This is a genomic window from Mycobacterium sp. NGS19, assembly GCF_059813155.1.
Genome location: NZ_JCALEB010000006.1, coordinates 164,014 through 186,303 on the forward strand (window position 1 = coordinate 164,014; position 22,290 = coordinate 186,303).

Sequence of the window (22,290 nt, forward strand, 5' to 3'; positions counted from 1 at the left end):
GAGGCGACGGCGCCGACAACCCGTTGGCGGCCGGACCGATTCCGTCACCGTCCGCAGCCCGTGCGGTGTCGAATAAGAATCACAGGTTTGCCACGGAAGGGCCATCGATGAGCATCGAGCACACGAGCGTGATCGCTCACCCGCTACCGGAGGTGTTTTCGTGGCACGCCCGGCCCGGAGCAATGCCGCGGCTGATGCCGCCGTGGCAACCGTTGACTCCGCTGTCTGAGGCGGAATCACTGGCCGACGGGCGGGCGGTGCTCGGTCTTCCCGGTGGTTTGCGCTGGGTCGCTGTCCACGACCCGAAAAGCTATGTGCCGCAACGACAATTCGTCGACGCGCTGGCCATCGGCGGGTGGCGGCACACCCACCAGTTCAGCGAAACAAGCGCGGGCCACACGCTCATGCGCGACCGGGTCGACACGCCGGTCCCGGCGCGGGTGTTGCGTCCGATGTTCGTCTACCGGCACCGCCAACTTGCCGACGACCTCACCGCTCACCGCACCGCAGCCGAGCACGGCTTCACCGCACGAACCATCGCCCTCACTGGTGCCTCCGGCCTCGTCGGCTCTGCGCTGTCGGCGTTTTTGACCAGCGGCGGCCATCGCGTCATCCGGCTCGTACGACGCCCGGCCGCCGGCCGCGATGAGCGCTACTGGGACCCGGGCGATCCGGCGCCGGATCTGCTCGACGGTGTGGATGCCGTGGTCCACCTCGCGGGCGCATCGATCGCCGGTCGGTTCACCGCTGAACATCGGCGCGCGATCCGAGAGAGCCGCGTCGAGCCCACCCGGCTGCTCGCCGAAGCCGCCCAAAGAGCCGACAACGGACCGTCGGTGTTCGTCAGCGCCTCGGCCATCGGGTTCTACGGTTTCGACCGCGGCGACGAGGTGCTCACCGAACACAGCGAGCCCGGCGAGGGCTTCTTGGCCGACGTCGTGGCGGACTGGGAGGCCGCAGCCGCAGCGGCAGCACCGGCCGGCCTGCGGGTGGTGACGGTGCGCACCGGCATCGTCCAAGCCGCCCGCGGCGGAACCCTGCGGCTGCTACGGCCGATCTTCGCCAGCGGCCTCGGTGGCCGGCTGGGCGCCGGCACGCAGTGGGTATCGTGGATCGGCATCGACGATCTGGCCGACGTCTACCACCGGGCCCTGTGGGATGGCCGGCTAGCCGGACCCGTCAATGCCGTTGCGCCACACCCCGTTCGGAATTCCGAATACACCCGGACGCTGGGCGGCGTGATGCACCGCCCCACGCTGCTGCCGATCCCGGCGTTCGGGCCGCGATTGCTACTGGGCGCAGATGGCGCCCGCGAGCTGGCTGGAGCCAGCCAGCGCGTCGCTGCGCGCCGCCTCCTCGAGGTCGGGCACCGGTTCCGCCATCCGCGACTCGCCGATGCGCTCAGCCAGCAATTGGGCCGCCTGCGCGATTGAGCTGCAAGCCGTAGACACGGGCGGCGTTGCGGAAGCCGATCAGCTCGGCCACCCGGATCGCGTCGGCTTGACTCCACTGCCCGGCGTCGACGAAGCCCTGCAGCGCATCGCGAATTGCGTTGCGCCACAGGGATGCTCCGAGATAGTGCAGCTCGGCCGGTCCGAACCCGTCCGACGAGTACAGGATCTTACGGAACGGCGCAAGTTCGAGCAGCCGGCCGACCACTCCGCGGCAACGGGCCCCGAGGTGGTTGATCGACAGGCCGCCGTCGACGTAGACGTTGTTGAACGCCTGCGCCAGATAGCCCGCTTCCCGCTCGTACGGATAGCAATGCAACAGCATGATCGGGGTATCGCCACTGGCGCGGAGGAAGTCCAGCAGCAGCAGCGGATTCGTCTTGTGAAGGTCGCAATCGCGGTCGCCCAGACCGGCGTGAAGCTGCAACGGCTTTCGCAGCCGCAGCGCGCGGTGCAGCCCGAACCGCAGGAGCACGCGGTCGGTGAGCCGGCCGCCGCTGTCTCGCCACCGCGCGGCCGCGTCGGTGACCTCGGCGGCGGACGGCTCCGACAGGTCCCCGTCGAAACCGCCGCGATACGCCAAGATCGACTTGGTCGCGATCGCGCCGGCCGCCCGCCGATGCAGCTGCTCGTCGAACGCGTCGGCGTACCCGCCACCGGCAGCCCGAGCTTCCTCGGCGACCGTTTCGAGCCGCACCACTTCGTGAGCACGGCCGCCGGACAGCGCGGCCAGGTCGTCGAGGCCCGTCACGTCACCCGAAAGTCCGGTATCGACAAGCCAATCCGACACTCCCGCGCGGGGCAGGAAAACCCGGGCCAGGTCCGCTTCGCTGAGTTCGCTGCGGCGCTGCCAGTACTCTTCCGCAGCCACATGCGCGCTCAAGCCCAGCAGCGGCGCGCAGTGCGCGCGGACGGCGAACCCCAGCTGGGTGTCGAAGCCGGAATCGAACTCGGCGATCGGTTCGGTGTTGGCTTCGTTCAACGCGTTCTCGAAACGGGCCCGGTCACCGCTGCGAGTCCAGCAGCCGTGCACGTGGTGGTCGACCAGCGTCAGCCGGGCGACGTTTTCGGCGAGAGCCGAGGCGGTCACAGACTCCACGCCATGCGGAACGTGTCGGCCAGTTCGGCCGGTTTCAACGTGCCGTACGTGTCGTGCTCGTAGCGGCGCACCGCGACGGTGACGTCGACGGCAGCGTCACCGAGGATGGCGCGTATCCGCCGCGACCCGTCAAGCGCGTCGAGCACCGTGGCTTGATCCGTCGGCAGCGCGAATACGCCTGCGTGGCGGCGTTGTTCGTCGGGCAACGACGCGGGGTCCACCGCGACTTGCGGTGGCAGCGGCGTGCGGTTCTCGATCCCGTCGAGGGCCAAGCCCAGGATCGCGGCAGATGCGAAATACGGATTGGCCGAAGCGTCGACGACCTTGACCTCGACATTGGCGCCGTGCGGGTTGGCCGGGCCGCCGAGAAGAAACCGCACCGCCGCTTCACGGTTCTCGGTCCCCCAGCAGACGTTGGCGCCCGCCCAGGAGCCCGGCTGCATTCGCAATCCGGAGACGACGGAGCCGCTCAGCACGCCCTGCGCTTCGGGCAGGCCGGCGAGAATTCCTCCGATCGCGTGCTCGCCGTCCGGCGTCACTCCCTCCACGCCCGACCCGCCGGAGAACACCGGTTCGCCGTCCTTTGTCAGCGAAAAGTGTTGATGTGCACCGGATCCCACGCTGCCGGCGAATGGTACCGGCGAATAGGTGACGCGTGTGCCGTAGCGGCGCGCCACCCGGCCCAGAATCAGCCGCATCAGCACCAGCTGATCGGCAGCGGCGACCGGCGCCAACGGTGACAAGGAAATCTCGAACTGGTTGGCGCCGTACTCGGGGTGGAACTGCTCGACGCCGATTCCGGCAGAGGCGGCCGCTGTGGTGACGTCGCGCACGAAGTGCTCGTGTTCGAGCACACCGGCGAGGCCGTATTGCGCCCATAGCGCCGAAGGCAACCGGCTGCCGTCAGGACCGACGAGCAGGAACTCGATCTCGTGGCCGAACGACGCCTCGAAGCCGGCGCGGCGAGCGCGCTCCTCGACGCGGCGCAGGGTGCCGCGGCTGCACGCCGGTATCGGGTCACCGTGCTGGTCGAAGAAGGAGCCCGGCGCCCAGGCCAGCCCGTCTCCCAACGTGCGAAGCGCGCCGAGGTCCAGCCGAATGCGCTCGTCGCCGACCACGCCGATGTCTTTGGTGAAGGCGATGCCGGTCTGGTCGATCGTGAAGACGTGCCACACCGGGCTGGCACCCAAGCCGGGATCGGCGAATGCCGACAACCGGCGCGGTGGCACCATTTTCGCGTGCGTGAGGCCGGCAGGGTTCACCACGGTGCCGATCACGGTTTCGATGCCGCCGGCGTCGAGCTGAGCGAGGGATGGTGCGGCCGGCGCTTGGTCTGTCATCTCAGACATTGTGCCGGGCGCACACCCGCGACGAGGTGTTACCGCATCACACCAATTCGGCCCACGAATTACGTACGCTGCGAAGTGCGATGACGACAGACCACTGCGCGTTCGACGCCCTCGTCGGCCTCCTCGACTACCCCATGTTCGTGGTCACCACGCGTTCCGGTGACCAGCGAGCCGGTTGCCTCGTCGGGTTCACGAGCCAGGTCAGCATCGATCCGTCGCGATTCTTGGCCGGGCTGTCGAAGAAGAACTACACGTTTCGGGTCGCCAGCCGAGCCACCCACCTGGCGGTTCACCTGCTGCCTCACCAACGCCGTGACGTAGCTCGGCTTTTCGGCAGCGAAACCGGCGATCGCGTGGACAAGTTCTCCCGCTGCGCGTGGCAGCCGGGACCCGAGGGGCTGCCGATTCTCACCGACGCGGTCGGCTGGTTCGCCGGACGCATCTTGAACCGGTTCGACGTCGGCGACCACGTCGGATTTCTGCTGGACCCGATCGCCGGACATGCGCCCGAACGGCTGGGCGACCTCGTCACCTTCGCGGACGTACGCGACCTCGAACCAGGCCACGAGGCGTGACGCGGGTTTGCCGGACACGAGCGGGGGCACTCCTTACCGGTAACCGGCTGACACAGGAGGGCTCATGCACGCCGAACGCTTCCGACACCTGCTGAATGCGGAGGGACCGTTCGCTTCCGTCTACTTCGACGATTCCCACGACACACAGGACGCCGAGGCGCAGCTGGAGCTGAAATGGCGCGGGCTGCGCGAACAGCTCGAGCAGCAGGGCGGCGCAGCGTTGGCCGATGTGATCGAGCCGGCGGTACTCGGGGCGCGGCCGCCGGTGGGCCGCAGCGGCCGAGGCATCGTCGCGGCCGGTGACACCGTCCTTCTCAACGAGCACTTGATCCGCCCGCCCGCCGCGACCGTTGCTCGGGTATCGCCGTTGCCGTATTTGGTGCCGTTGATCGAGCACGCCGCCGAACAGCACACCTATCTCCTGGTGGCCGTGGACCACGCGGGCGCGGACATCACCGTGCACCGAAACGACCACGACCGCAGCGAAACAGTCGACGGCGGCGGGTATCCGGTGCATCACGCGCAGAGCGCTGAAACGCCGGGCCGCGGCGACCCCCAGCGCGCCGCCGAGAATGCGCAAGCCAAGAACATCCGCGCGGTCAGCGAGCGGCTGGCATCGCTGGTGGACGTCACCAAGGCCGAGGTCGTGTTCGTGCTCGGGGAAGTGCAGTCGCGGTCGGATCTGGTCGCCGATCTGCCGGAGCGCGTCGCCGACAAGGTGGTCGAGCTCAAAGTCGGCGCCCGGCACAGCGGAATCGACGACGACGAGGTGCGTCACGCGATCGACTCGGAATTCCTGCTGCGCCGCGCCGCAGTGATCGACGATGCGGCGCAACGATTTCAGGCCGGCCTGTCCCACGATCTGGCTGTGGAAGGTCTGGACGGCGTGTGTGCGGCGTTGCGCGACGGCGCCGTGGAGACGCTGATCATCGGCGACCTCGGCGACGTGACCGTGGTGATCGGCGACGCGGTGACCAGTGTCGCCCCCAACGAGAACGTGCTGTCTGAACTGGGCGAGGCGCCGCGGGTGGTGCGCGCCGACGAGGCCCTGCCGCTGGCGGCGGTGGCGATCGACGCGAACCTGGTACGCACGGACGAGCGGATCTCGCCAGCCGACGGCGTCGCGGCGGTGCTCCGGTACGCCCGCAGCCACCACTAGCGCATCTACGGGTGGATGACGTGGTTCGGGTCGGGTTTGCGTGACGGCGGCGCTTGACTGTAATCGCCGAACCGGCCGTCGCGTTCGGCCACCGCTGACGAAACACCTTGCGTCGCAGCCTGTTCGATGAACGCATGTGCCTCGGGGATGTTTCGCATGATGCCATCGAGAATGGCGCCCAATGTCTGCGTGGACGCCAGCCCCATGTTGTCGTAGGCCTGGTTGACCATCAGTTTCTGGGCGGCGAGTTGGCCCATTGGCAACGACGCCAGCTCTGAGGCCTGCGCTGCGACCACCGCTTCCAGTTCGGCGAACGGCACCGCCTGGTTGATCAGCCCTACGTCCGCTGCTTCGCGGCCTGACAGCGGCCGGCCGGTCAGCGCATGATATTTCGCGCGGGTCAGCCCGAGGCGGTAGATCCACATCCCGGACAGGTATGCGCCCCAGACCCGCGAGTACGGGGTGCCGATCTGTGCGTCCTCGCTGGCGATCACCACATCAGCGCAGAGGGCGTAGTCGCTGCCGCCGCCGACGCACCAGCCGTGCACCTGGGCGATCACCGGTTTGGGTGAGCGCCAGATGCTCATGAACTTCTGGTGCGGCGACGTCGCAGCGGCCGTGGTGTGGATCATGTCCTTGCCGGGATCCCAGCGCCCGTCGGTGCTGAAAACCTCTGCGCCGTAACGGAATCCGCCGCCGAAGTCGTAGCCCGCACAGAATGCGCGGCCTGCGCCGCGCAGCACGATCACCTTCACCGCCTGGTCGCGTACGGCGGTGTCGACGGCGTCTTCGACTTCGTCGGGCATCGGCGCGACGATGGTGTTCAGCGCCTCGGGCCGGTTCAGCGTGATCCGCGCGATCGGGCCGTCGGTGTCGTAGAGGATGGTTTGGTAACTCATCCAGGTCAGCTCACACCGTGAGCTTGCAGGCCTGGCCGATGTCGAGCGTGCGCAGCACCCGGCCCATGCCCAGCCACAGGGCACACGACAACGCCAGGTCGGCGAGGATCTCGTCGGAGAAGTGCTGCCGACAGCGCTCCCAGAAGTTCTCGTCGTCACGAAGGCCGGTGTGATCCGCCGCGAATCGCGTAGCGAACTCGGCTGCCAGCCGTTCCTGCTCGCTGTAGCCGGCCCAGGTCCGCCACTGGGCCACGTGCGCGTAGAACTCCTCGTCGACACCGGCGGCGGGACCGTCGCCGAAGCGGGTGTTCTCGCACACCGCGCACTCGTTGTCCAGTGCGATGACCATGCGCGCGATCTCGCGGAGCCGCAGCGGCAGCCGGCTGCGGTGGTAGACGGCGTCGCTGAAATTCGCCAGTGCGCCGCCCAATTCGGGTGACGCGGCGAACCAGCCGACGAGGTCGTCGTCGGCGAAATTTCCGATCCGGCTCATGGCACGCGATGCTACGCCGTGTCACCCCGTCCTGTAACACGTTCTAGTTCGACGGCGATCAGCGCTTGTCTTCGGCGCGTCCGGTGCCGCCGACGTGGGCCGGCCCGGTCATGTCCTGGCCGCGGTCGGTTTCCGGCGCCTGCGATGCCGGCTGCTCGCTGGCCGGCGAGCCGGTGGCGCCGCCGGGTGTGGATCCGGGCGCCGGCGCCTTGTAGTCCGCGTCGGCCTGCGGTCCGCTCGCTCCGCCCGTTCTGGCGTCGGCTGCCTGGTCGGCGGTGGTGCCGGTCGCGGTGCTGGTCTGCCGCCCTTCGTACGGCGGCACGGCCGGTTTCACATCCTGCGGTGGCAGCTCACCGGTGGCGTCCTTCGGCGCCGCTTTGCCGCCGCCGCCGTGAGTCGGCACTGTCTCATCGCCCTGATAGCTGTCCGACGGTCGGTCTGTCGGACCACCAGACGGCTGGTCTGATCCGGTGTCCCGCGAGCCGGGAGCGCCGCGTTCCTCTTGTGGTTCTTCACCGAGGTGTTCGCTAGGGCTGCTCATGATCTCTCCTCTATCACCGCCGCGCCGTTGCGACGGTGCCAGCGGGCTACCCCACGCCCAGCAGGTGGAAACCGGCTACGCGGCCGCCGCCGCCGGCGCTTCTTGCCGCCGCTTGAAGGCGATGAGCGGGGGCTTGGGCGGCAGCGCCAACCGCACGATCTTGCGGACGACGGTGCCGAACTGACGGTGCAGCGGCCCGGTGTGGTACGGGATCCCATAGCGCTCGCAGATCTCGCGCACCTCGACGGAGATCTCGGCGTGGCGGTGCGCCGGGATGTCGGGGAACAGATGGTGCTCGATCTGGAACGACAGGTTTCCGGTCAAGATGTGAAAGAGCTTGCCGCCACTCAAGTTCGCCGAACCCAGGAGCTGCCGGAAGTACCACTGTCCCCGCGTCTCCTCCGCCGTTTCCTCGACCGAGAACTCGGCGACGTCGTCGGGGAAATGACCGCAGAAGATGATCATGAAGGCCCAGATGTTGCGGGCCAGGTTGGCGGTCAGATTGCCCGCCGCCACGACGGGCGCGAAGGGACCGGCCAGCAGCGGAAAGGCGACGTAGTCCTTGAGCAGCTGCCGGCGCGTCTTGCGCCACATTCCGGCGGCGACGTCACGCTTGTCCGACCAGCGCAGCTCACCGGACCGGATGCGTTCGGCTTCCAGTTCATGTGCGGCGACGCCATATTGGAACAGCACCATCAGCAGCAACGCGTACAGCGGATTGCCCAAGTAATACGGGTGCCAGCGTTGCTTGTCGCTCATCCGCAGGATCCCGTAACCGATGTCGCGGTCCATGCCCACGATGTTGGTGAACGTGTGGTGCATGTAGTTGTGCGAGTGCCGCCACTGGTCAGCCGGGCAGGCGGTGTCCCACTCGAACCGGCGGCTCGAGAGGGCCGGATCGCCCATCCAGTCGTACTGTCCGTGCATGACGTTGTGGCCGATCTCCATGTTGTCCAAGATCTTCGACAGCGCGAGCATGGTGGTGCCGGCCAGCCACGCCGGCGGCAGCACGCCGGCGGTCAGCAGCGCGCGGCCGCCGACCTCGAGTGCCCGCTGGGTCTTGACGACGCGACGGATGTAGGTCGCGTCGCGCTCGCCGAGGTCGGCCACCACGCGCTGGCGCAGCGCGTCGAGTTCGCGGCCGAAGGCTTCTGTCTGCTCCGAGGTGAGGGTCACATGTGTGGTCATCGTGAATCTTTCTTCTACAAGGCAAGTTCGACGTCACCGACGGGCACTGACACGCAGATCTGCACGTCCTGCTCGTCGGTGGTCGAGACCGCGCCGGTGATCAGGTTGCGGACGGCGCCGCGGGTCTTGCGGCGTGTGCAGGTGTGGCAGATGCCCATGCGGCATCCGCTGGCGGGTGTCAACCCCGCGTCCTCGGCCTGCTCGAGAAGTGAACGCCCATCGCTTTGCCTGTCGATCCCGCTGTCGCTGAACAGGATTCGGCCTTCCACCCGCTCCGTCGGCACGTCGAAGACCGGGGGCACGAAGCTTTCGGCCCGGACGTTGTCGCAGTGGTCGCGGACGGCGTCGGCCAGCGACGGCGGCCCGCAGACGTACACGGCCTGCGGCGACGGCATTGCGGCGGCGAGGTGGGTGGCGTCGAAGTGGCCGCGCAGGTCGCCCTCGCCGGAGCGGGTGAAGCCATGCAGTACCCGCACGCCCGGCATGGCGTCGAGCTCGTCGCGGTAGCAGGCCTCCTGCGCCGAGCGGGCGTAGTGCACCACCGCGACGTGCCCGTCGTACTTCTCGGCCCTCAGCGTCCGCAGCATCGACATCACCGGCGTGATGCCGCTGCCCCCGGCCACGAACAGGATCCGGCGCGGCCGCGGGTTCGGCAGCACGAAGTCACCGCCCACGCCGTCGAGGCTCACCACCATGCCGGCCTGCGCATGGTGATGAAGGAACGTCGAGACCAGTCCGCCCTCATGGAGTCCGACGGTGATCTCGATCAGATCCGTGTGCTGGGCGCTGGCCGGCGAGTAGCACCGCGTGTGGCGGCGCCCGTCGATCTCGACGGTGAGGTTGACGTGCTGGCCCGCGGTGAACCCGGGGAAGGCGGCGTTGGGCGCCAGGGTGAGCGTCACGCTGCGCGGGGTCCGGTGTTCGACGGCGACCACCTTCGCCCGGGCGTCGGCCAGTGACCATGTGGGCGCCACCAGCTCGGTGTAGCGATCCACGCCGTGGGGGCCGGTGAGGAGGTCGACCAGGCCGGAACCCAGCACCCGCCTGGCGAGTGTTTGAGTGAACATATGTATACCGTTGCGGGGCAAGCGGGCCAATGTCAACGGGAAAGTGCTGGTTGTGGTAGGCTTCACATCAGTGAACAGTCGTACGCCCAGCTCACGGTCGCGGCGCTCGCGCGCTTCCGACACGCAGGAGAAGGTTTCTCGCGGCGAACGAAAAGAAGCCACCCGGCGCGCGATCGTCGCAGCCGCGCTCAAACTCCTCGACGATCGCAGCTTCAGCGCGTTGAGTTTGCGCGAGGTGACGCGGGAGGCGGGTATCGTGCCGGCCGCGTTCTATCGGCATTTCGAGTCGATGGAAGCGCTCGGGCTGGTGCTCATCGACGAGTCGTTTCGGGTGTTACGTGACATGCTGCGCTCGGCGCGGGCCGGCAAACTCGACCCGAATCGAGTGATCGAGTCGTCCGTCGAGATCGTCGTCGGAAGTGTCGCGGCTCAGCGCGAGCACTGGCGGTTCATCGGCCGGGAGCGCAACAGCGGGGTTTCGGTGCTGCGGTATGCGATTCGCACCGAGATCCGGCTCATCACGTCCGAACTGGCCACCGACCTCGCTCGCTTCCCTGCTCTCAATGGCTGGAGCACAGAGGATCTCAACATCCTTGCCAGTTTGTTCGTGAACTCGATGATCGTGATCGCCGAGGCCATCGAGGATGCACCGGACGCTGCCGCCCAGGAGGAAATCAAGCGTGCCGCGATCAAGCAACTGCGCATGATCGTCGTGGGCGTGGCAGGGTGGCGCAGCAGCGAAGGGCCATGACAACGCCGATGACGAGCGCGGCGCTGGCTGAATAGCACGACCGTTCACCGGCATTCAGAGGCAGTGAGAACGGTACGACGAATCTGCCCCCATGCTGACCGACGGCCACACGAGCGCGTGCAAGGCAATCCGCGGCCACCAGGTTTGGCTTGCCGAAGCGACGGGGACTCGGCAGAGAGCGGCGGGCTGGGGCTGGTTGCGCCTGCGCTCGCTGTTAGGCGATGAAGGGGTCGCAACCCAACGTTAAGAAGCTAGCGGCTGGCCCCCATCGCCGACCGCCTCGAACTCAATTGCTGGGCGGTCGCGATACGCACTGCGCGGCATAGAGTTGCTCGCCGAGCTTGTCCATCAGCTCCAGCTGCGTCTCCAGCCAGTCGATGTGCTTCTCTTCGTCTGCCAATATCCGCTCGAACAGCGTCGCTGTGGTCGAGTCCTGCTTCTCGCGGCACAGAATGATCCCCGGGCCGAGGCGCGCCTTAACTTCGTACTCGATCGCCAGGTCGCTTTCGAACTGCTCGCGCAACGACTGCCCCACGCGCAGTGAGAACAGCCGCTGGTAGTTCGGCAGGCCATCCAGCAGCAGGATGCGGTCGGTCACCCACTCGGCGTGGTGCATCTCCTCGAACGACTCTTCGCGCGTGCGCTTCGCAAGCTCGGTGAATCCCCAGTTCTCCTGCATCTTGGAGTGCAGGAAGTACTGATTGATCGCCGTTAGCTCACTGGTCAATTGTTCGTTGAGCAGCTTGAGGACTTCGGGGTCACCTTGCATGGCTCATGAATCTAGTCCATGCCAAAAGGCCACGCCGTCATTCGGGGTGGCAGCGAGACGTGTCACTTGACAGTAGGTAAGCCTAACCTGTTGGCTAGGGAAATGCGTTCGAAGCGGGGGCGGTGACGAGTCGCCATGTACGTCTGCTTGTGTACCGGAGCGACCAGCCACGAGGTCGCCGACGCGGTCTCGCGGGGAGCGTCGACCTGCAACGAGGTCGCCAAGGCGTGTGGTGCAGGATCGGACTGTGGCCGCTGCCGGCGCACGGTGCGGGCGATCATCGCCTCCGCGGCGCCCGGCAATTGCGGCGCCTGCGAGCGCAGCGGAGCCGTCCGGTTGCTCGAAAGGGTTTGAGCGCCAAGGTCATTCGACGTCAGGATCCCGTTGGGCTCAGCGAGCCCACTTGGGGACGATGAACACACCTTCGGCCTGGACCGTGACCCCCTCGTCGTCGGCGAGATGGCCGACCGCGAACGTCTTGACACCCTCCACCCGGTCGATCGTGGCCTCGGCGTGCAGCGCGCCGAGCCGGGTCGCCCGCAGGTATCGCAGCGTGATCGTGCCCGTCAGCGCGGGCCGGGGCGGGTTGCTCGCCGCTTCGCCGAGAACATGGTCGAGCACCAGAGCGCAGACCCCGCCGTGGACATGTCCGGGCGGTCCTTCGTAGGGCGCACCCAGGTGGAAGTCCGTCCATACCTTGTCGCTGTCGGGGTCGCGGTGCAGCACCAGCGGCGGCGCGATCGGGTTGCGCACGCCGATCGCCGGATTGCCCCACGCCATCCCGTTTCCCTCGCCGGTGTAGCGCACCCCGAACGGACCGGGCAGCTGCTTTGTCCGCAACCTGGCCGTTGCGGCGTCGATCTGGGCTGTCACCTCGGCCACCGTCTCGGCATCCACCTCTGTCCGGATCGTGGCGTCGATCAGTTCACGCACCGACTGCGTCAGCGGCTCGTAGACCTGCCGCAGCCGCGCGATCTCCTCGGCGGTGAGGTCGTGGTGCGTGAACTCCAACATGGTCGCTGATGCTGCCACAGTGCTCGGGGCGCGAACGGAAGTAGGACGTAGACTGCCCACCCGTGGCGCTCGCCTGGGTAGAACACGCGATCTGGTGGCAGCTCTATCCGCTCGGTTTCGTCGGCGCCTTTCCCGCCGACCCTCCGCCCGGCCCGGACGAGCACCGGTTGCGGCGCATCGCTGGATGGTTTGACCACACCGTCGAGCTCGGCGCCTCCGGTGTCGCGCTCGGGCCGATCTTCGCCTCGCGCACACACGGATACGACACCGTCGACCACTACCGTATCGATCCGCGCCTGGGTGACGACGCGGACTTCGACTTTCTGGTCGGCGAGGCGCACCGCAGGGGGCTGCGCGTTCTGCTCGACGGAGTGTTCAACCACGTCAGTGGCGACTTCGGCCGTCCGGATTGGTTTCGCCTGGCCCACAACGGCTTTGACACTTTCGAAGGCCACGGTGAACTGATCACGCTCGATCACTCGAATCCGGAAGTCGTCGACTACGTCGCCGCTGTGATGAGCCACTGGCTGGACCGCGGTGCCGACGGTTGGCGGCTCGACGCGGCGTACGCGATGCCGGATGAGTTCTGGGAAGCGGTCCTTGCACGCGTGCGCAAAGCCCATCCGCAGGCCTGGTTCGTCGCCGAGGTGATCCACGGCGACTACACCGCACGCGTCGAGGCAGCCGGCTTCGATTCCGTCACGCAATACGAGCTGTGGAAGGCGATCTGGAGTTCTCTGAATGACGGCAACTTCCACGAGCTCGACTGGGCGATACAGCGGCACAACGACTTTCTGACCGCGTTCGCGCCGCTGACCTTCATCGGAAACCACGACGTCACGCGGATCGCGAGCCGGCTGGACGACGCGCGGCACCTGGCACATGCTTTGGTGATTCAGATGACCGTCGGCGGGGTGCCGAGCGTCTACGCCGGCGACGAGTTCGGTTACCGCGGCATCAAGGAAGAACGCTTCGGCGGCGACGACGCGATCCGGCCTGAATTCCCCTCGGCCCCTGAGTCGCTCGCCGGCGAGGCCGAGGAGCTGTTGCGCCTGCACCAGTTCGTGATCGGGCTGCGGCGCCGCCACCCGTGGCTGTATCGCGCCACGACCACGGCCGTGCAGCTGGACAACCGCAGCTACGTCTACACCAGCCGCCACGGTGACGATGCACTACTGGTGGCGCTGAACATCGACGACACTGCCCTGCCGGTTCGCTTGCACGACATAGGAATTGGGCGCGCCCAGGTGCTGGGCGGCACCGGGGCTTCCGAGCTGGCCGTCGTCGATGAGGCCGTGGTCGCGCCGCACGGCTGGCTAGTGTTGCGGCCGCAGGCCTAGCAGCGCCAGGGTGGCGGGGTCTTCCTCGCCGCCGTAGAACTTCTCGAGAAGCTCGACGAATTCACGATTGTCGTCGGTTGCCTGCGCGAACAACGTCATCGACGAGCGCACCTTCAATTTGTCCGGCCAGCCGAAGATCTCGTCCACCGAGGCACCCTCGATGGCGTTGACGAGCGTGGTGCATTCCCGCAGCCGCGGGCCCAGGATGGGGTGCTCAAGGTACGCCCGCGCCTCGTCGAGCGACGAGATCGCGAACTTGGCCGCGGTCGGACTGCGGCCCAGCCCCGCCAGCTGCGGGAAGATGAACCAGATCCAGTGGCTGCGCTTGGCGCCGGCCCGCAGCTCGGCGACCACCCTGTCGTAAACCGGGGCCTGCGCGTCGACGAACCGCTGCAGATCGAACGGGTCGCTCATGGTCAGTCCGTCATGCTCGGGATCACGGCGTCGATCAGATGCGGGCCAGGGCTGGTGAGCGCATCGGCGAGCGCGGCGGTGAATTCTTCGGCCGTGGTGGCGCGCCGGGCCGGCACTCCCATGGCGGTGGCCAGCGCGACGAAATCCAGCCGCGGCGGGTCGAGGTCGAGCAGTGCCTGCGCGCGCGGCCCGGGCGCTCCGGCGGCTTGTGCGCCGACTCTCTGCAATTCCAGCCGCAAGATGTCGTAGGCGCCGTTGTTGTAGATCACGGTGGTGACGTCGAGTTGCTCGCGGGCCATGGTCCACAGTGCCGACGGGGTGTACATCGCCGAGCCGTCGGCCTGCAAACACAGCACGTGGCGTCCCGGCGCGGCGACCGCTGCGCCCACCGCGGCCGGCAAGCCGTACCCGATAGCGCCGCCGGTCAGCGTCAGCCAGTCGTGCCGCGGCGCGCCCGCGGTCGCGCTCGGCAGTGTGACCCCCGCGGTGTTGGACTCGTCGACCACGATCGCGTTCTCGGGCAGCAGCGACCCGACCGCCGCGGCGATGCTCACGCCGGTCAGCGCGCCGGTGGGCAGTGCCGGCCGGCTGAGCTGCGCCACCGTCGCTTGCGCGTCGCTGGCGACCTCGTCAGCCAACGCACGCAGCGCGGCCGTGGCCTGACCCGGCTCGGCGAGCACGTGGACCTCACACCCCGGCGGGGTGAGCTCACTGGGCTTGCCGGGGTAGGCGAAGAAAGACACCGGTGCCCGAGCGCCGGCCAGAATCAACCGCGCCGCGCCGTCGAGTTGGGCGGCCGCGGCTTCGGCGAAATAGCCAAGCCGTTCGACGGCCGGCAATCCCGCACCTCTGCTGAGTTTGGCCGGGAACGTCTCACACAGCATTCGTGCCCCGGTTGCCGCCGCGATGCGCGACGCCGCCAACAATCCCTCTTCCCCGGTCGCGTCGCCGCCCAGGAACACCACCGTCGGCTCGCCGCTGCGCAGCATCTTCGCGGCACCCTCGACCGCCTCGTCGGATCGCGATGTGATTTCGGCGCGCTCGTCGACGCTGAGCGTGGTTTTGCGCGCAGCAATCGCGGCGCCGCCGGTCCACGACACGTCGGCGGGAAGGATCAACGTCGCGATCCGGCCGGGCGCCGCGGTGGCCACGGCGATGGCTTCGGCGGCGTCGGCGCCCACCTGCGCGGCGGACATCGAACGGCGCACCCACCCCGAAACACTGTGCGCCACAGCGTCGATGTCGGACTCCAGCGGTGCGTCGAAGCGCTTGTGGTACGTCGCGTGGTCACCGACCACCACGACCATGGGCACGCGGGCCCGTTTGGCGTTGTGCAAGTTGGCCAGCCCGTTGCCCAGACCCGGACCCAGATGCAGAAGCACGGCGGCGGGCCGTCCGGTGACGCGTGCGTAGCCGTCCGCCGCTCCGGTCGCCACCCCTTCGAACAGTGTCAGCACGCCACGCATCGCCGGCACGGCGTCCAGGGCGGCGACGAAATGCATCTCCGACGTGCCGGGATTGGCGAAGCAGACGTCGACGCCGCCGTCGACAAGTGTGCCGAGCAGTGCCCGCGCGCCATTCATGGTTCTGCAGGCTAGTCTGCTGGCTGACCGGCGATAAGGAGCGGCCAGATGAAGCGGCGGTTGCCCAGGCCCCGTGAGTTCGCGCCGCTCATTAGTTTCAAGAAGCCGCTGTTGAATCCCATCAGGCGGCGGTTGGCAGCCGCGCTGACCATCGAGGATCTACGGACGCTCGCGCGCCGGCGCACGCCCAGAGCGGCGTTCGACTACACCGAAGGCGCTGCGGAGGAAGAGATTTCATTGGCGCGGGCGCGCCAGGCATTTCGCGACATCGAGTTTCATCCCGAGATATTGCGAGACGTCTCGCACGTGCGTACCGGCTGGGACGTGCTCGGGGCCCCGGCTGCGCTGCCGTTGGCCGTCGCTCCCACCGGGTTCACCCGGATGATGCACACCGAGGGTGAGCTTGCCGGCGCGACCGCCGCCGGACAGGCCGGTATCCCGTTTACGCTGTCCACCCTGGGCACCAGGTCGATCGAAGAAGTCCGTGCCGCAAACCCCAACGGCCGCAACTGGTTTCAGTTGTACATGTGGCGGGATCGCAGTGCCTCGATGGCGCTGGTGGAACGCGCGGCTCGAGCCGGCTTCGACACACTACTGGTCACCGTCGATGTGCCTGTGGCAGGGGCACGCCTGCGTGACACCCGCAACGGCCTGACGATCCCGCCGCAACTGACCGCCCGCACCATTGCCGAGGCGCTGCGGCATCCCCGGTGGTGGATCGATCTGCTGACCACCGAGCCGCTGAGCTTCGCCAGCTTCGACCGGTGGCCCGGCACAGTCGCCGATCTGCTGGACACCCTGTTCGACCCGACGATCACGTTCGACGACCTGGCCTGGATCAAGGAGCAATGGCCGGGCAAGTTTGTGGTCAAAGGGGTGCAAACCGTCGAGGACGCGCGGCGCGTGGTGGAGCTGGGCGTCGACGGGATCGTGCTGTCCAACCACGGTGGCCGCCAACTCGACCGCGCACCGGTGCCGTTTCATCTGCTGCCCCGGGTTGTCGCCGAATTCGGTTCGCACGTCGAGATTTTGGTGGACACCGGGGTCTTGTCCGGGGCCGACGTCGTCGCCGCGGTGGCCCTCGGCGCGCGGTGCGTGCTGGTCGGGCGCGCCTACCTGTACGGGCTGATGGCCGGCGGACGGGCGGGCGTCGACCGGGCGATCGAGATCCTCGCAGGCCAAGTCCAGCGGACGATGAGGCTGCTCGGCGTGACCTGCCTGGAGGAGCTGGCGCCGCGGCATGTGACGCAGCTGCACCGATTGACGCCTCACGGGAGCGTCGGCAGCTGATGTAGCTCGCCGGTCGCGCTGTTGACCAGAGCGGCGCGGTCTGCTCTCGCCTGCAGTGGCAGCACGTCGAAGGCGCCGATCCCCGCGAGAAGCCACAGCCTGCCGCGGCGGAACAGTCCGACGCCGTCAAAGGCGAACTCCACCGGCGAACCGTCGGGCAGGCCGGCCAACGCCACAGGTATCAGTTTCGGCCATGCGGGTGATCGCCTTCGGTCGGCGCGCGACATGACCGAAACGACAAGGAGCTGGTTCGGGGGCTGATGCAAGTCGCCGGCACACCTACGCACGCGGCCGGCAGGCGGTTCGCGACGCGAAACGCGCCGACATGCACGACGACCTCCGCGAAAGCGTTGTGGCGGACACGGCCGACTCCTAGGTTGGACACAGCGGTCACCCCGCGGAAGGAGTCGTCATGCCCGACGGTAAGCCGAACATCCTGGTGATTTGGGGAGACGACATCGGTATCACCAACCTGTCCTGCTACAGCGATGGCTTGATGGGTTACCGCACACCCAACATCGACCGCATAGCCAACGAGGGCATGCGGTTCACCGACTCCTACGGCGAGCAAAGCTGCACCGCGGGGCGGGCGGCATTCATCAGCGGACAGAGCGTCTACCGCACCGGGATGAGCAAGGTCGGCGTGCCGGGAGCCGATATCGGTTGGGCCGCAGAAGATCCGACGATAGCCGAACTCCTGAAGCCGCTCGGATATGCGACCGGCCAGTTCGGCAAGAACCACTTCGGTGACATGAACAAGTACCTGCCAACTGTGCACGGCTTCGACGAGTTCTTCGGCAATCTGTACCACCTCAACGCCGAAGAGGAGCCAGAGAACGTCGACTACCCGCACAAGGATCAATTCCCGCGGCTGTACGAGTTCTCGCTACCCCGCGGGGTGCTGAGGTGTAAGGCCATCGACAAGGTGTCGCAGGAGCCCGACGACCCGAAGTTCGGACCGGTCGGTAAGCAGACCATCGAGGACACCGGGCCGCTGAACAAGAAGCGAATGGAAACCATCGACGACGAGATCGTGGGCGCCACCCTCGACTACATCAGACGCCAGCACGAGGCCGCCAACCCGTTTTTCGTGTGGTGCAACTTCACGCACATGCACTTGTTCACCCATACCAAGCCGGAAAGCGTCGGGCAGGCCGGGCTATGGCAATCGGCTTATCACGACACGATGATCGACCATGACCGCAACGTCGGTCAGGTGCTCGACCTGCTCGACAAGCTCGGCATCGCCGAAGACACGATCGTCATCTACTCGACAGACAATGGCCCGCACCGCAACAGCTGGCCCGACGGCGGCACCACGCCGTTCCGCAGCGAAAAGGACACCAACTGGGAAGGTGCGTTCCGGGTGCCGGAGATGATCCGCTGGCCCGGCAAGATTGCGGCAGGCGCGGTGTCCAACGACATCATTCAGCACCACGATTGGCTGCCCACTTTGGTTGCAGCTGCGGGCGATCCGGGCATCATCGACAAGCTGAAGACGGGCTCCACCGTCGGCGACAAAGAATTCAAGGTGCACATCGACGGCTTCAACCTGCTGCCGTACCTGACGGGTGAGGTCGAGCACAGCCCGCGTCGGGGATTCTTCTACTTCTCCGACGACGGCGACTTGGTTGCGATGCGGTTCGAGAACTGGAAGGCCGTGTTCATGGAGCAGCGCTGCCCGGGCACGCTGCGCATCTGGGCCGAACCGTTCACCGTCCTGCGGGTGCCCAAGCTGTTCAACCTGCGCACCGATCCGTTCGAGTATGCCGACATCACCTCGAACACCTATTACGACTGGTTCATCCGGCGGGCGTACCTGGCCTTTTACATGACCGCGATGGCAACGAAGTTCCTCGACACGTTCCGCGAATTTCCGCCCCGTCATCCACCGGCCAGCTTCAGCGTGGACCAGGCCGTCGAGAAGTTGCACCAGTTCCTCGCCAAAGATTGATGCTCGAGTCGTGGAACGACGGGCCCGCGAAGTCGGCGATCGTCGATTTCGTCGAGCAGGTGATTGCTGACGTCGAACCTGCTTCTCGGGTGGCGGTTTTCGACAACGACGGCACGCTGTGGTGCGAAAAGCCGACGTACATTCAGCTGGACTTTTTGATCCGGCGCCTTGTCGATCAGGCGGCTGCGGACCCGTCGCTGCGAGAACGACAGCCATACAAGGCGGCCGCCGACGGTGACCTGGCATGGTTCGGCGAGGCCGTCACCAAGCACTATCGGGGCGACGACAGTGACGTGAAAACCCTTGGCGCTGCGGTACTTTCGGCGAATGAGGCGATAACTGTCGACGAACACGCGCGGCGGGTGCTCGACTTCTTCGCCTCGGCCAAGCATCCGACGCTGGGGCGGCCGTATCTGGCGTGCGGCTACCGGCCCATGGTCGAGCTGCTGCGTTATCTGGAAGCCAACGGGTTCGCCACCTACATCGTGTCCGGAGGCGGCCGGGATTTCATGCGGCCGATCACCTTCGGCATGTACGGCATCCCGCCCGAACGCGTCGTGGGCAGCTCCGTCGGACTGATCTACCGCGACGGCCACTTGTTCACCACCGCGCAGCCGGAATTCCTTGACGACGGGCCGATCAAGCCGGTTCGGATATGGGGGCGCACCGGCCGCCGGCCGATTCTGGCTGCCGGCAACTCCAACGGCGACATCGAGATGCTGCAGTACACCGACGGCCTGAGACTGCTGGTCCTCCACGATGACGCCGAGCGTGAGTTCGCCTACACCGAGGGTGCCGAGTGCGCGCTGGAGCTGGCCGGCGGGCCGGGCTGGATCGTCGTCAGCATCGAAAACGACTGGGTGAACGTCTTCTGACGACACGGCAGATTTGTTCGCGACACGCGAAGCGACCGTAGATGTTCGCAGTTTCGGGTCGATGGGTTGACTTGGTGCGGGAACAAATGGAGCAGCCCCAGGGTTGAGCCCGTCAGGCTTAACTTTGGAGGATGAATGCCTGAACCCATCAACGTGCCGGTGCTGTTCGTCGTCGATCAGGTGGTGCTGCCCGGGATGGTCGTGCCGATCGCGCTGGATGACGCCGCCCGCGCTGCCGTCGAGGCAGCCCGCGCAACCGAGTCCGGCAAGCTGCTGGTCGCCCCACGATTCGACGACCGCTATCCGTCCTACGGGGTGATCGCGTCGATTCTGCAGGTGGGCCGCATCGCCGGCGGTATGGCCGCCGTCCTGCGCGGCGAGCGTCGCGCGCATATCGGCAGCGGTGCCAATGGCCCCGGCTCTGCCCTGTGGGTCGAGGTCACCGAGGTTTCCGAGCCGACGCCCACCGACGAAGCCAGGGCGCTGGCGGCCGAGTACAAGAAGCTGCTGCTCGCGATGCTGCAACGGCGTGAGGCGTGGCAAATCGTCGACGTGGTCAACCAGATGACCGACCCGTCGGCGCTGGCCGACATGTCCGGGTACGCGTCGTACCTGAGCGAAGTGCAGAAGCGCCAACTGCTGGAGACCCCCGACGTGGCGGAGCGGCTGCGCGCGCTGATCGACTGGCTCACCGAGCACCTGGCCGAGGTGGAGGTCAACGACAAGATCGCCGAGGACGTGCGTTCCGGTATGGAAAAGCAACAGAAGGAGTTTCTGCTGCGCCAGCAATTGGCCGCGATCCGCAAGGAGCTCGGTGAGGACGACGACGCCGGATCCTCAGACGACTATCGCTCGCGCATCGAGGCGGCCGATCTGCCCGAGAAGGTACGCGAGGCCGCGCTGCGTGAAGTCGGCAAGCTGGAACGGACCAGCGAGCAGAGCCCGGAAGGCGGCTGGATCCGCACCTGGCTGGACACCGTGCTGGACCTGCCGTGGAACGTGCGCACGCAAGATTCGACGGACCTGGCGGCCGCGCGCGCGATCCTCGATGCCGACCATCACGGGCTCGACGACGTCAAGGACCGCATCGTCGAATACCTGGCAGTGCGGGCACGTCGCGCCTCTCGCGGCATGGCCGTGGTCGGCGGTCGTGGCTCGGGCGCCGTGATGGTGCTGGCCGGACCTCCGGGTGTGGGCAAGACGTCGCTGGGTGAGAGCGTCGCCCGCGCGCTGGGGCGCAAGTTCGTGCGGGTGGCGCTGGGCGGTGTGCGCGACGAGGCCGAGATCCGTGGTCACCGGCGCACCTACGTCGGCGCCCTGCCGGGCCGGATCGTGCGTGCGATCGGTGAGGCCGGGTCGATGAATCCCGTTGTGCTGCTGGACGAAATCGACAAGGTGGGCTCCGACTACCGGGGCGACCCGTCGGCGGCGCTGCTCGAAGTGCTGGACCCGGCGCAGAATCACACGTTCCGCGACCACTACCTCGACTTGGATCTGGACCTGTCCGACGTCGTCTTCCTGGCGACGGCCAACGTCGTCGAGAACATCCCATCGGCGCTACTGGACCGGATGGAGCTGGTGCAGATCGACGGCTACACCGAGGACGACAAGATCGCCATCGCCCGCGACTTCCTGCTGCCGCGGCAGCGCGAGAAGGCGGCGCTGAGCGAGGACGAAGTGACGGTCACCGACGCCGCGTTGCGCAAGATCGCCGCCGACTACACCCGCGAGCCGGGTGTGCGGCAGTTTGAGCGGCTGCTGGCCAAGGCCCTGCGGAAGGCGGCCACGAAACTGGCCGAGGATCCGTCGCCTCTGGTGATCGACGAACCGGATCTGGTTGCCTACCTCGGCCGCCCGCGGTTCACGCCCGAATCGGCCGAACGCACCGCGGTGCCCGGGGTGGCGACCGGACTGGCGGTCACCGGCCTCGGTGGCGACGTGCTCTACATCGAGGCCAACGCCACCGACGGCGAGCCGGGCTTGCAGCTCACCGGGCAGCTGGGTGACGTGATGAAGGAGTCGGCGCAGATCGCGCTGTCCTACGTCCGCGCGCACGCCGAGCAGTTGGGTGTCGATCCCAAGGCGCTGGACCGGCGCATCCACCTGCACGTGCCGGCGGGCGCGGTTCCCAAAGACGGCCCGTCAGCGGGCGTCACGATGGTCACCGCGCTGGTGTCGATGGCCACCGGGCGGCAGGTGCGTGCTGACGTCGGCATGACCGGTGAGGTCACGCTGAACGGCCGGGTGCTGCCGGTCGGCGGTGTCAAGCAGAAACTGCTGGCCGCGCAACGGGCCGGGCTGTCGACGGTGTTCATTCCGGCGCGCAACGAGCCGGATCTGGACGACGTGCCGGCCGAGGTGCTCGACGCGCTGGAAGTCAAGCCGATGACCGACGTGGCAGAGATCGTCGCGCAAGCGCTGGAAACCGGCCAAGCGGCGACACTCGCTGCCTGATGTGCGGCGAGCGTGCGGGTCTGCG

The 22,290-nt window shown here is 67.3% G+C and carries 22 protein-coding genes; 10 read left to right on the forward strand and 12 right to left on the reverse strand.

From position 1 onward, the window contains the following. Positions 1 to 107: 107 nt before the first annotated feature. Positions 108 to 1,433, forward strand: a complete 1,326-nt coding sequence (locus tag AC5Y4N_RS18105) for a TIGR01777 family oxidoreductase (protein WP_499908340.1) — start codon at positions 108 to 110, stop codon at positions 1,431 to 1,433. Here AC5Y4N_RS18105 and AC5Y4N_RS18110 read toward each other — a convergent pair. Beyond that, entirely contained in the window at positions 1,402 to 2,541 is a 1,140-nt protein-coding gene (locus AC5Y4N_RS18110; protein WP_499908342.1) for an amidohydrolase family protein, read from the reverse strand. The genes AC5Y4N_RS18105 and AC5Y4N_RS18110 overlap by 32 nt on opposite strands. After that, positions 2,538 to 3,890 carry a type I glutamate--ammonia ligase gene (locus tag AC5Y4N_RS18115; RefSeq protein WP_499908344.1) on the reverse strand — a complete coding sequence of 451 codons (1,353 nt, stop codon included), beginning with the start codon at positions 3,888 to 3,890 and terminating at the stop codon, positions 2,538 to 2,540. Before AC5Y4N_RS18115 ends, AC5Y4N_RS18110 begins: the two co-directional genes overlap by 4 nt. An 89-nt stretch (positions 3,891 to 3,979) precedes the next feature. On the opposite strand from AC5Y4N_RS18115, the gene AC5Y4N_RS18120 reads away from it, so the two are divergent. Beyond that, entirely contained in the window at positions 3,980 to 4,474 is a 495-nt protein-coding gene (locus AC5Y4N_RS18120; protein ID WP_499908346.1) for a flavin reductase family protein, read from the forward strand. 64 nt (positions 4,475 to 4,538) lie between these two features. Beyond that, positions 4,539 to 5,633: an Rv2629 family ribosome hibernation factor gene (locus AC5Y4N_RS18125; RefSeq protein ID WP_499908348.1), complete on the forward strand. Its 1,095-nt coding sequence runs from the start codon at positions 4,539 to 4,541 to the stop codon at positions 5,631 to 5,633. A gap of 5 nt (positions 5,634 to 5,638) precedes the next feature. Here the strand turns inward: AC5Y4N_RS18125 and AC5Y4N_RS18130 are convergent, their stop codons facing one another. From AC5Y4N_RS18130 to AC5Y4N_RS18150, 5 genes are all read right to left on the reverse strand, one after another. Continuing rightward, the gene (locus tag AC5Y4N_RS18130) at positions 5,639 to 6,532 is read right to left on the reverse strand and encodes a crotonase/enoyl-CoA hydratase family protein (protein WP_499908350.1); all 894 of its coding nucleotides are present in this window, start codon (positions 6,530 to 6,532) and stop codon (positions 5,639 to 5,641) included. 10 nt (positions 6,533 to 6,542) lie between these two features. Continuing rightward, positions 6,543 to 7,025, reverse strand: coding sequence for a carboxymuconolactone decarboxylase family protein (locus AC5Y4N_RS18135; RefSeq protein WP_499908352.1), 483 nt, complete (start codon positions 7,023 to 7,025; stop codon positions 6,543 to 6,545). Between the two features lie 58 nt (positions 7,026 to 7,083). Beyond that, positions 7,084 to 7,566: a hypothetical protein gene (locus AC5Y4N_RS18140; RefSeq protein ID WP_499908354.1), complete on the reverse strand. Its 483-nt coding sequence runs from the start codon at positions 7,564 to 7,566 to the stop codon at positions 7,084 to 7,086. Between the two features lie 75 nt (positions 7,567 to 7,641). After that, positions 7,642 to 8,754, reverse strand: a complete 1,113-nt coding sequence (locus AC5Y4N_RS18145; RefSeq protein WP_499908356.1) for a fatty acid desaturase family protein — start codon at positions 8,752 to 8,754, stop codon at positions 7,642 to 7,644. 14 nt (positions 8,755 to 8,768) lie between these two features. After that, positions 8,769 to 9,821, reverse strand: coding sequence for a ferredoxin reductase (locus AC5Y4N_RS18150; RefSeq protein ID WP_499908359.1), 1,053 nt, complete (start codon positions 9,819 to 9,821; stop codon positions 8,769 to 8,771). A 70-nt stretch (positions 9,822 to 9,891) separates the two neighbouring features. On the opposite strand from AC5Y4N_RS18150, the gene AC5Y4N_RS18155 reads away from it, so the two are divergent. Beyond that, positions 9,892 to 10,572, forward strand: coding sequence for a TetR family transcriptional regulator (locus AC5Y4N_RS18155; RefSeq protein ID WP_499908361.1), 681 nt, complete (start codon positions 9,892 to 9,894; stop codon positions 10,570 to 10,572). Between the two features lie 286 nt (positions 10,573 to 10,858). Here AC5Y4N_RS18155 and bfr read toward each other — a convergent pair whose 3' ends face one another. Beyond that, positions 10,859 to 11,341, reverse strand: a complete 483-nt coding sequence (gene bfr / locus AC5Y4N_RS18160; RefSeq protein WP_499908363.1) for a bacterioferritin — start codon at positions 11,339 to 11,341, stop codon at positions 10,859 to 10,861. A gap of 135 nt (positions 11,342 to 11,476) precedes the next feature. Between bfr and AC5Y4N_RS18165 the strand changes: the two genes are divergently transcribed. Continuing rightward, positions 11,477 to 11,695, forward strand: a complete 219-nt coding sequence (locus AC5Y4N_RS18165; RefSeq protein WP_499908365.1) for a (2Fe-2S)-binding protein — start codon at positions 11,477 to 11,479, stop codon at positions 11,693 to 11,695. Positions 11,696 to 11,731: 36 nt separating this feature from the next. Here AC5Y4N_RS18165 and AC5Y4N_RS18170 read toward each other — a convergent pair whose 3' ends face one another. After that, positions 11,732 to 12,355: a PaaI family thioesterase gene (locus AC5Y4N_RS18170; RefSeq protein ID WP_499908367.1), complete on the reverse strand. Its 624-nt coding sequence runs from the start codon at positions 12,353 to 12,355 to the stop codon at positions 11,732 to 11,734. Positions 12,356 to 12,417: 62 nt separating this feature from the next. On the opposite strand from AC5Y4N_RS18170, the gene AC5Y4N_RS18175 reads away from it, so the two are divergent. Continuing rightward, positions 12,418 to 13,695, forward strand: coding sequence for an alpha-amylase family protein (locus AC5Y4N_RS18175; RefSeq protein WP_499908369.1), 1,278 nt, complete (start codon positions 12,418 to 12,420; stop codon positions 13,693 to 13,695). Here the strand turns inward: AC5Y4N_RS18175 and AC5Y4N_RS18180 are convergent. Together AC5Y4N_RS18180 and AC5Y4N_RS18185 are read right to left on the reverse strand one after the other, a co-directional pair. Beyond that, on the reverse strand, positions 13,672 to 14,109 hold the full coding sequence (locus AC5Y4N_RS18180; protein WP_499908371.1) for a DUF1810 domain-containing protein: 438 nt from the start codon (positions 14,107 to 14,109) through the stop codon (positions 13,672 to 13,674). The two genes, AC5Y4N_RS18175 and AC5Y4N_RS18180, sit on opposite strands and share 24 nt — an antisense overlap. 2 nt (positions 14,110 to 14,111) lie before the next feature. After that, a complete protein-coding gene (locus AC5Y4N_RS18185; protein ID WP_499908373.1) occupies positions 14,112 to 15,692 on the reverse strand; it encodes an acetolactate synthase large subunit in 1,581 nt (526 codons plus the stop codon). Between the two features lie 48 nt (positions 15,693 to 15,740). On the opposite strand from AC5Y4N_RS18185, the gene AC5Y4N_RS18190 reads away from it, so the two are divergent. After that, entirely contained in the window at positions 15,741 to 16,982 is a 1,242-nt protein-coding gene (locus AC5Y4N_RS18190; protein WP_499908375.1) for an alpha-hydroxy acid oxidase, read from the forward strand. On the opposite strand, the gene AC5Y4N_RS18195 is transcribed toward AC5Y4N_RS18190, so the two are convergent. Beyond that, entirely contained in the window at positions 16,961 to 17,158 is a 198-nt protein-coding gene (locus AC5Y4N_RS18195; protein WP_499908377.1) for a hypothetical protein, read from the reverse strand. The two genes, AC5Y4N_RS18190 and AC5Y4N_RS18195, sit on opposite strands and share 22 nt — an antisense overlap. 236 nt (positions 17,159 to 17,394) lie before the next feature. Between AC5Y4N_RS18195 and AC5Y4N_RS18200 the strand changes: the two genes are divergently transcribed. The 3 genes from AC5Y4N_RS18200 (at position 17,395) to lon (ending at position 22,265) form a co-directional block, all read left to right on the forward strand. Continuing rightward, complete coding sequence (locus AC5Y4N_RS18200) at positions 17,395 to 18,936, forward strand: arylsulfatase (protein WP_499908379.1); 1,542 nt, start codon at positions 17,395 to 17,397, stop codon at positions 18,934 to 18,936. Next, positions 18,936 to 19,811: an HAD family hydrolase gene (locus tag AC5Y4N_RS18205; RefSeq protein ID WP_499908381.1), complete on the forward strand. Its 876-nt coding sequence runs from the start codon at positions 18,936 to 18,938 to the stop codon at positions 19,809 to 19,811. The genes AC5Y4N_RS18200 and AC5Y4N_RS18205 overlap by 1 nt, the downstream gene beginning before the upstream one ends. Before the next feature lie 135 nt (positions 19,812 to 19,946). Continuing rightward, a complete protein-coding gene (gene lon, locus AC5Y4N_RS18210) occupies positions 19,947 to 22,265 on the forward strand; it encodes an endopeptidase La (protein WP_499908383.1) in 2,319 nt (772 codons plus the stop codon). Positions 22,266 to 22,290 lie beyond the last annotated feature (25 nt).

Coding starts and splice junctions, on each gene's coding strand:
- AC5Y4N_RS18150 (WP_499908359.1), bottom strand. CDS start 9,821: ATGTTCACTCAAACACTCGCCAGGCGGGTGCTGGGTTCCGGCCTGGTC.
- AC5Y4N_RS18200 (WP_499908379.1), top strand. CDS start 17,395: ATGCCCGACGGTAAGCCGAACATCCTGGTGATTTGGGGAGACGACATC.
- bfr (WP_499908363.1), bottom strand. CDS start 11,341: ATGCAAGGTGACCCCGAAGTCCTCAAGCTGCTCAACGAACAATTGACC.
- AC5Y4N_RS18135 (WP_499908352.1), bottom strand. CDS start 7,025: ATGAGCCGGATCGGAAATTTCGCCGACGACGACCTCGTCGGCTGGTTC.
- AC5Y4N_RS18170 (WP_499908367.1), bottom strand. CDS start 12,355: ATGTTGGAGTTCACGCACCACGACCTCACCGCCGAGGAGATCGCGCGG.
- lon (WP_499908383.1), top strand. CDS start 19,947: ATGCCTGAACCCATCAACGTGCCGGTGCTGTTCGTCGTCGATCAGGTG.
- AC5Y4N_RS18190 (WP_499908375.1), top strand. CDS start 15,741: ATGAAGCGGCGGTTGCCCAGGCCCCGTGAGTTCGCGCCGCTCATTAGT.
- AC5Y4N_RS18130 (WP_499908350.1), bottom strand. CDS start 6,532: ATGAGTTACCAAACCATCCTCTACGACACCGACGGCCCGATCGCGCGG.
- AC5Y4N_RS18180 (WP_499908371.1), bottom strand. CDS start 14,109: ATGAGCGACCCGTTCGATCTGCAGCGGTTCGTCGACGCGCAGGCCCCG.
- AC5Y4N_RS18120 (WP_499908346.1), top strand. CDS start 3,980: ATGACGACAGACCACTGCGCGTTCGACGCCCTCGTCGGCCTCCTCGAC.
- AC5Y4N_RS18145 (WP_499908356.1), bottom strand. CDS start 8,754: ATGACCACACATGTGACCCTCACCTCGGAGCAGACAGAAGCCTTCGGC.
- AC5Y4N_RS18165 (WP_499908365.1), top strand. CDS start 11,477: ATGTACGTCTGCTTGTGTACCGGAGCGACCAGCCACGAGGTCGCCGAC.
- AC5Y4N_RS18205 (WP_499908381.1), top strand. CDS start 18,936: ATGCTCGAGTCGTGGAACGACGGGCCCGCGAAGTCGGCGATCGTCGAT.
- AC5Y4N_RS18140 (WP_499908354.1), bottom strand. CDS start 7,566: ATGAGCAGCCCTAGCGAACACCTCGGTGAAGAACCACAAGAGGAACGC.
- AC5Y4N_RS18105 (WP_499908340.1), top strand. CDS start 108: ATGAGCATCGAGCACACGAGCGTGATCGCTCACCCGCTACCGGAGGTG.
- AC5Y4N_RS18125 (WP_499908348.1), top strand. CDS start 4,539: ATGCACGCCGAACGCTTCCGACACCTGCTGAATGCGGAGGGACCGTTC.
- AC5Y4N_RS18115 (WP_499908344.1), bottom strand. CDS start 3,890: ATGACAGACCAAGCGCCGGCCGCACCATCCCTCGCTCAGCTCGACGCC.
- AC5Y4N_RS18185 (WP_499908373.1), bottom strand. CDS start 15,692: ATGAATGGCGCGCGGGCACTGCTCGGCACACTTGTCGACGGCGGCGTC.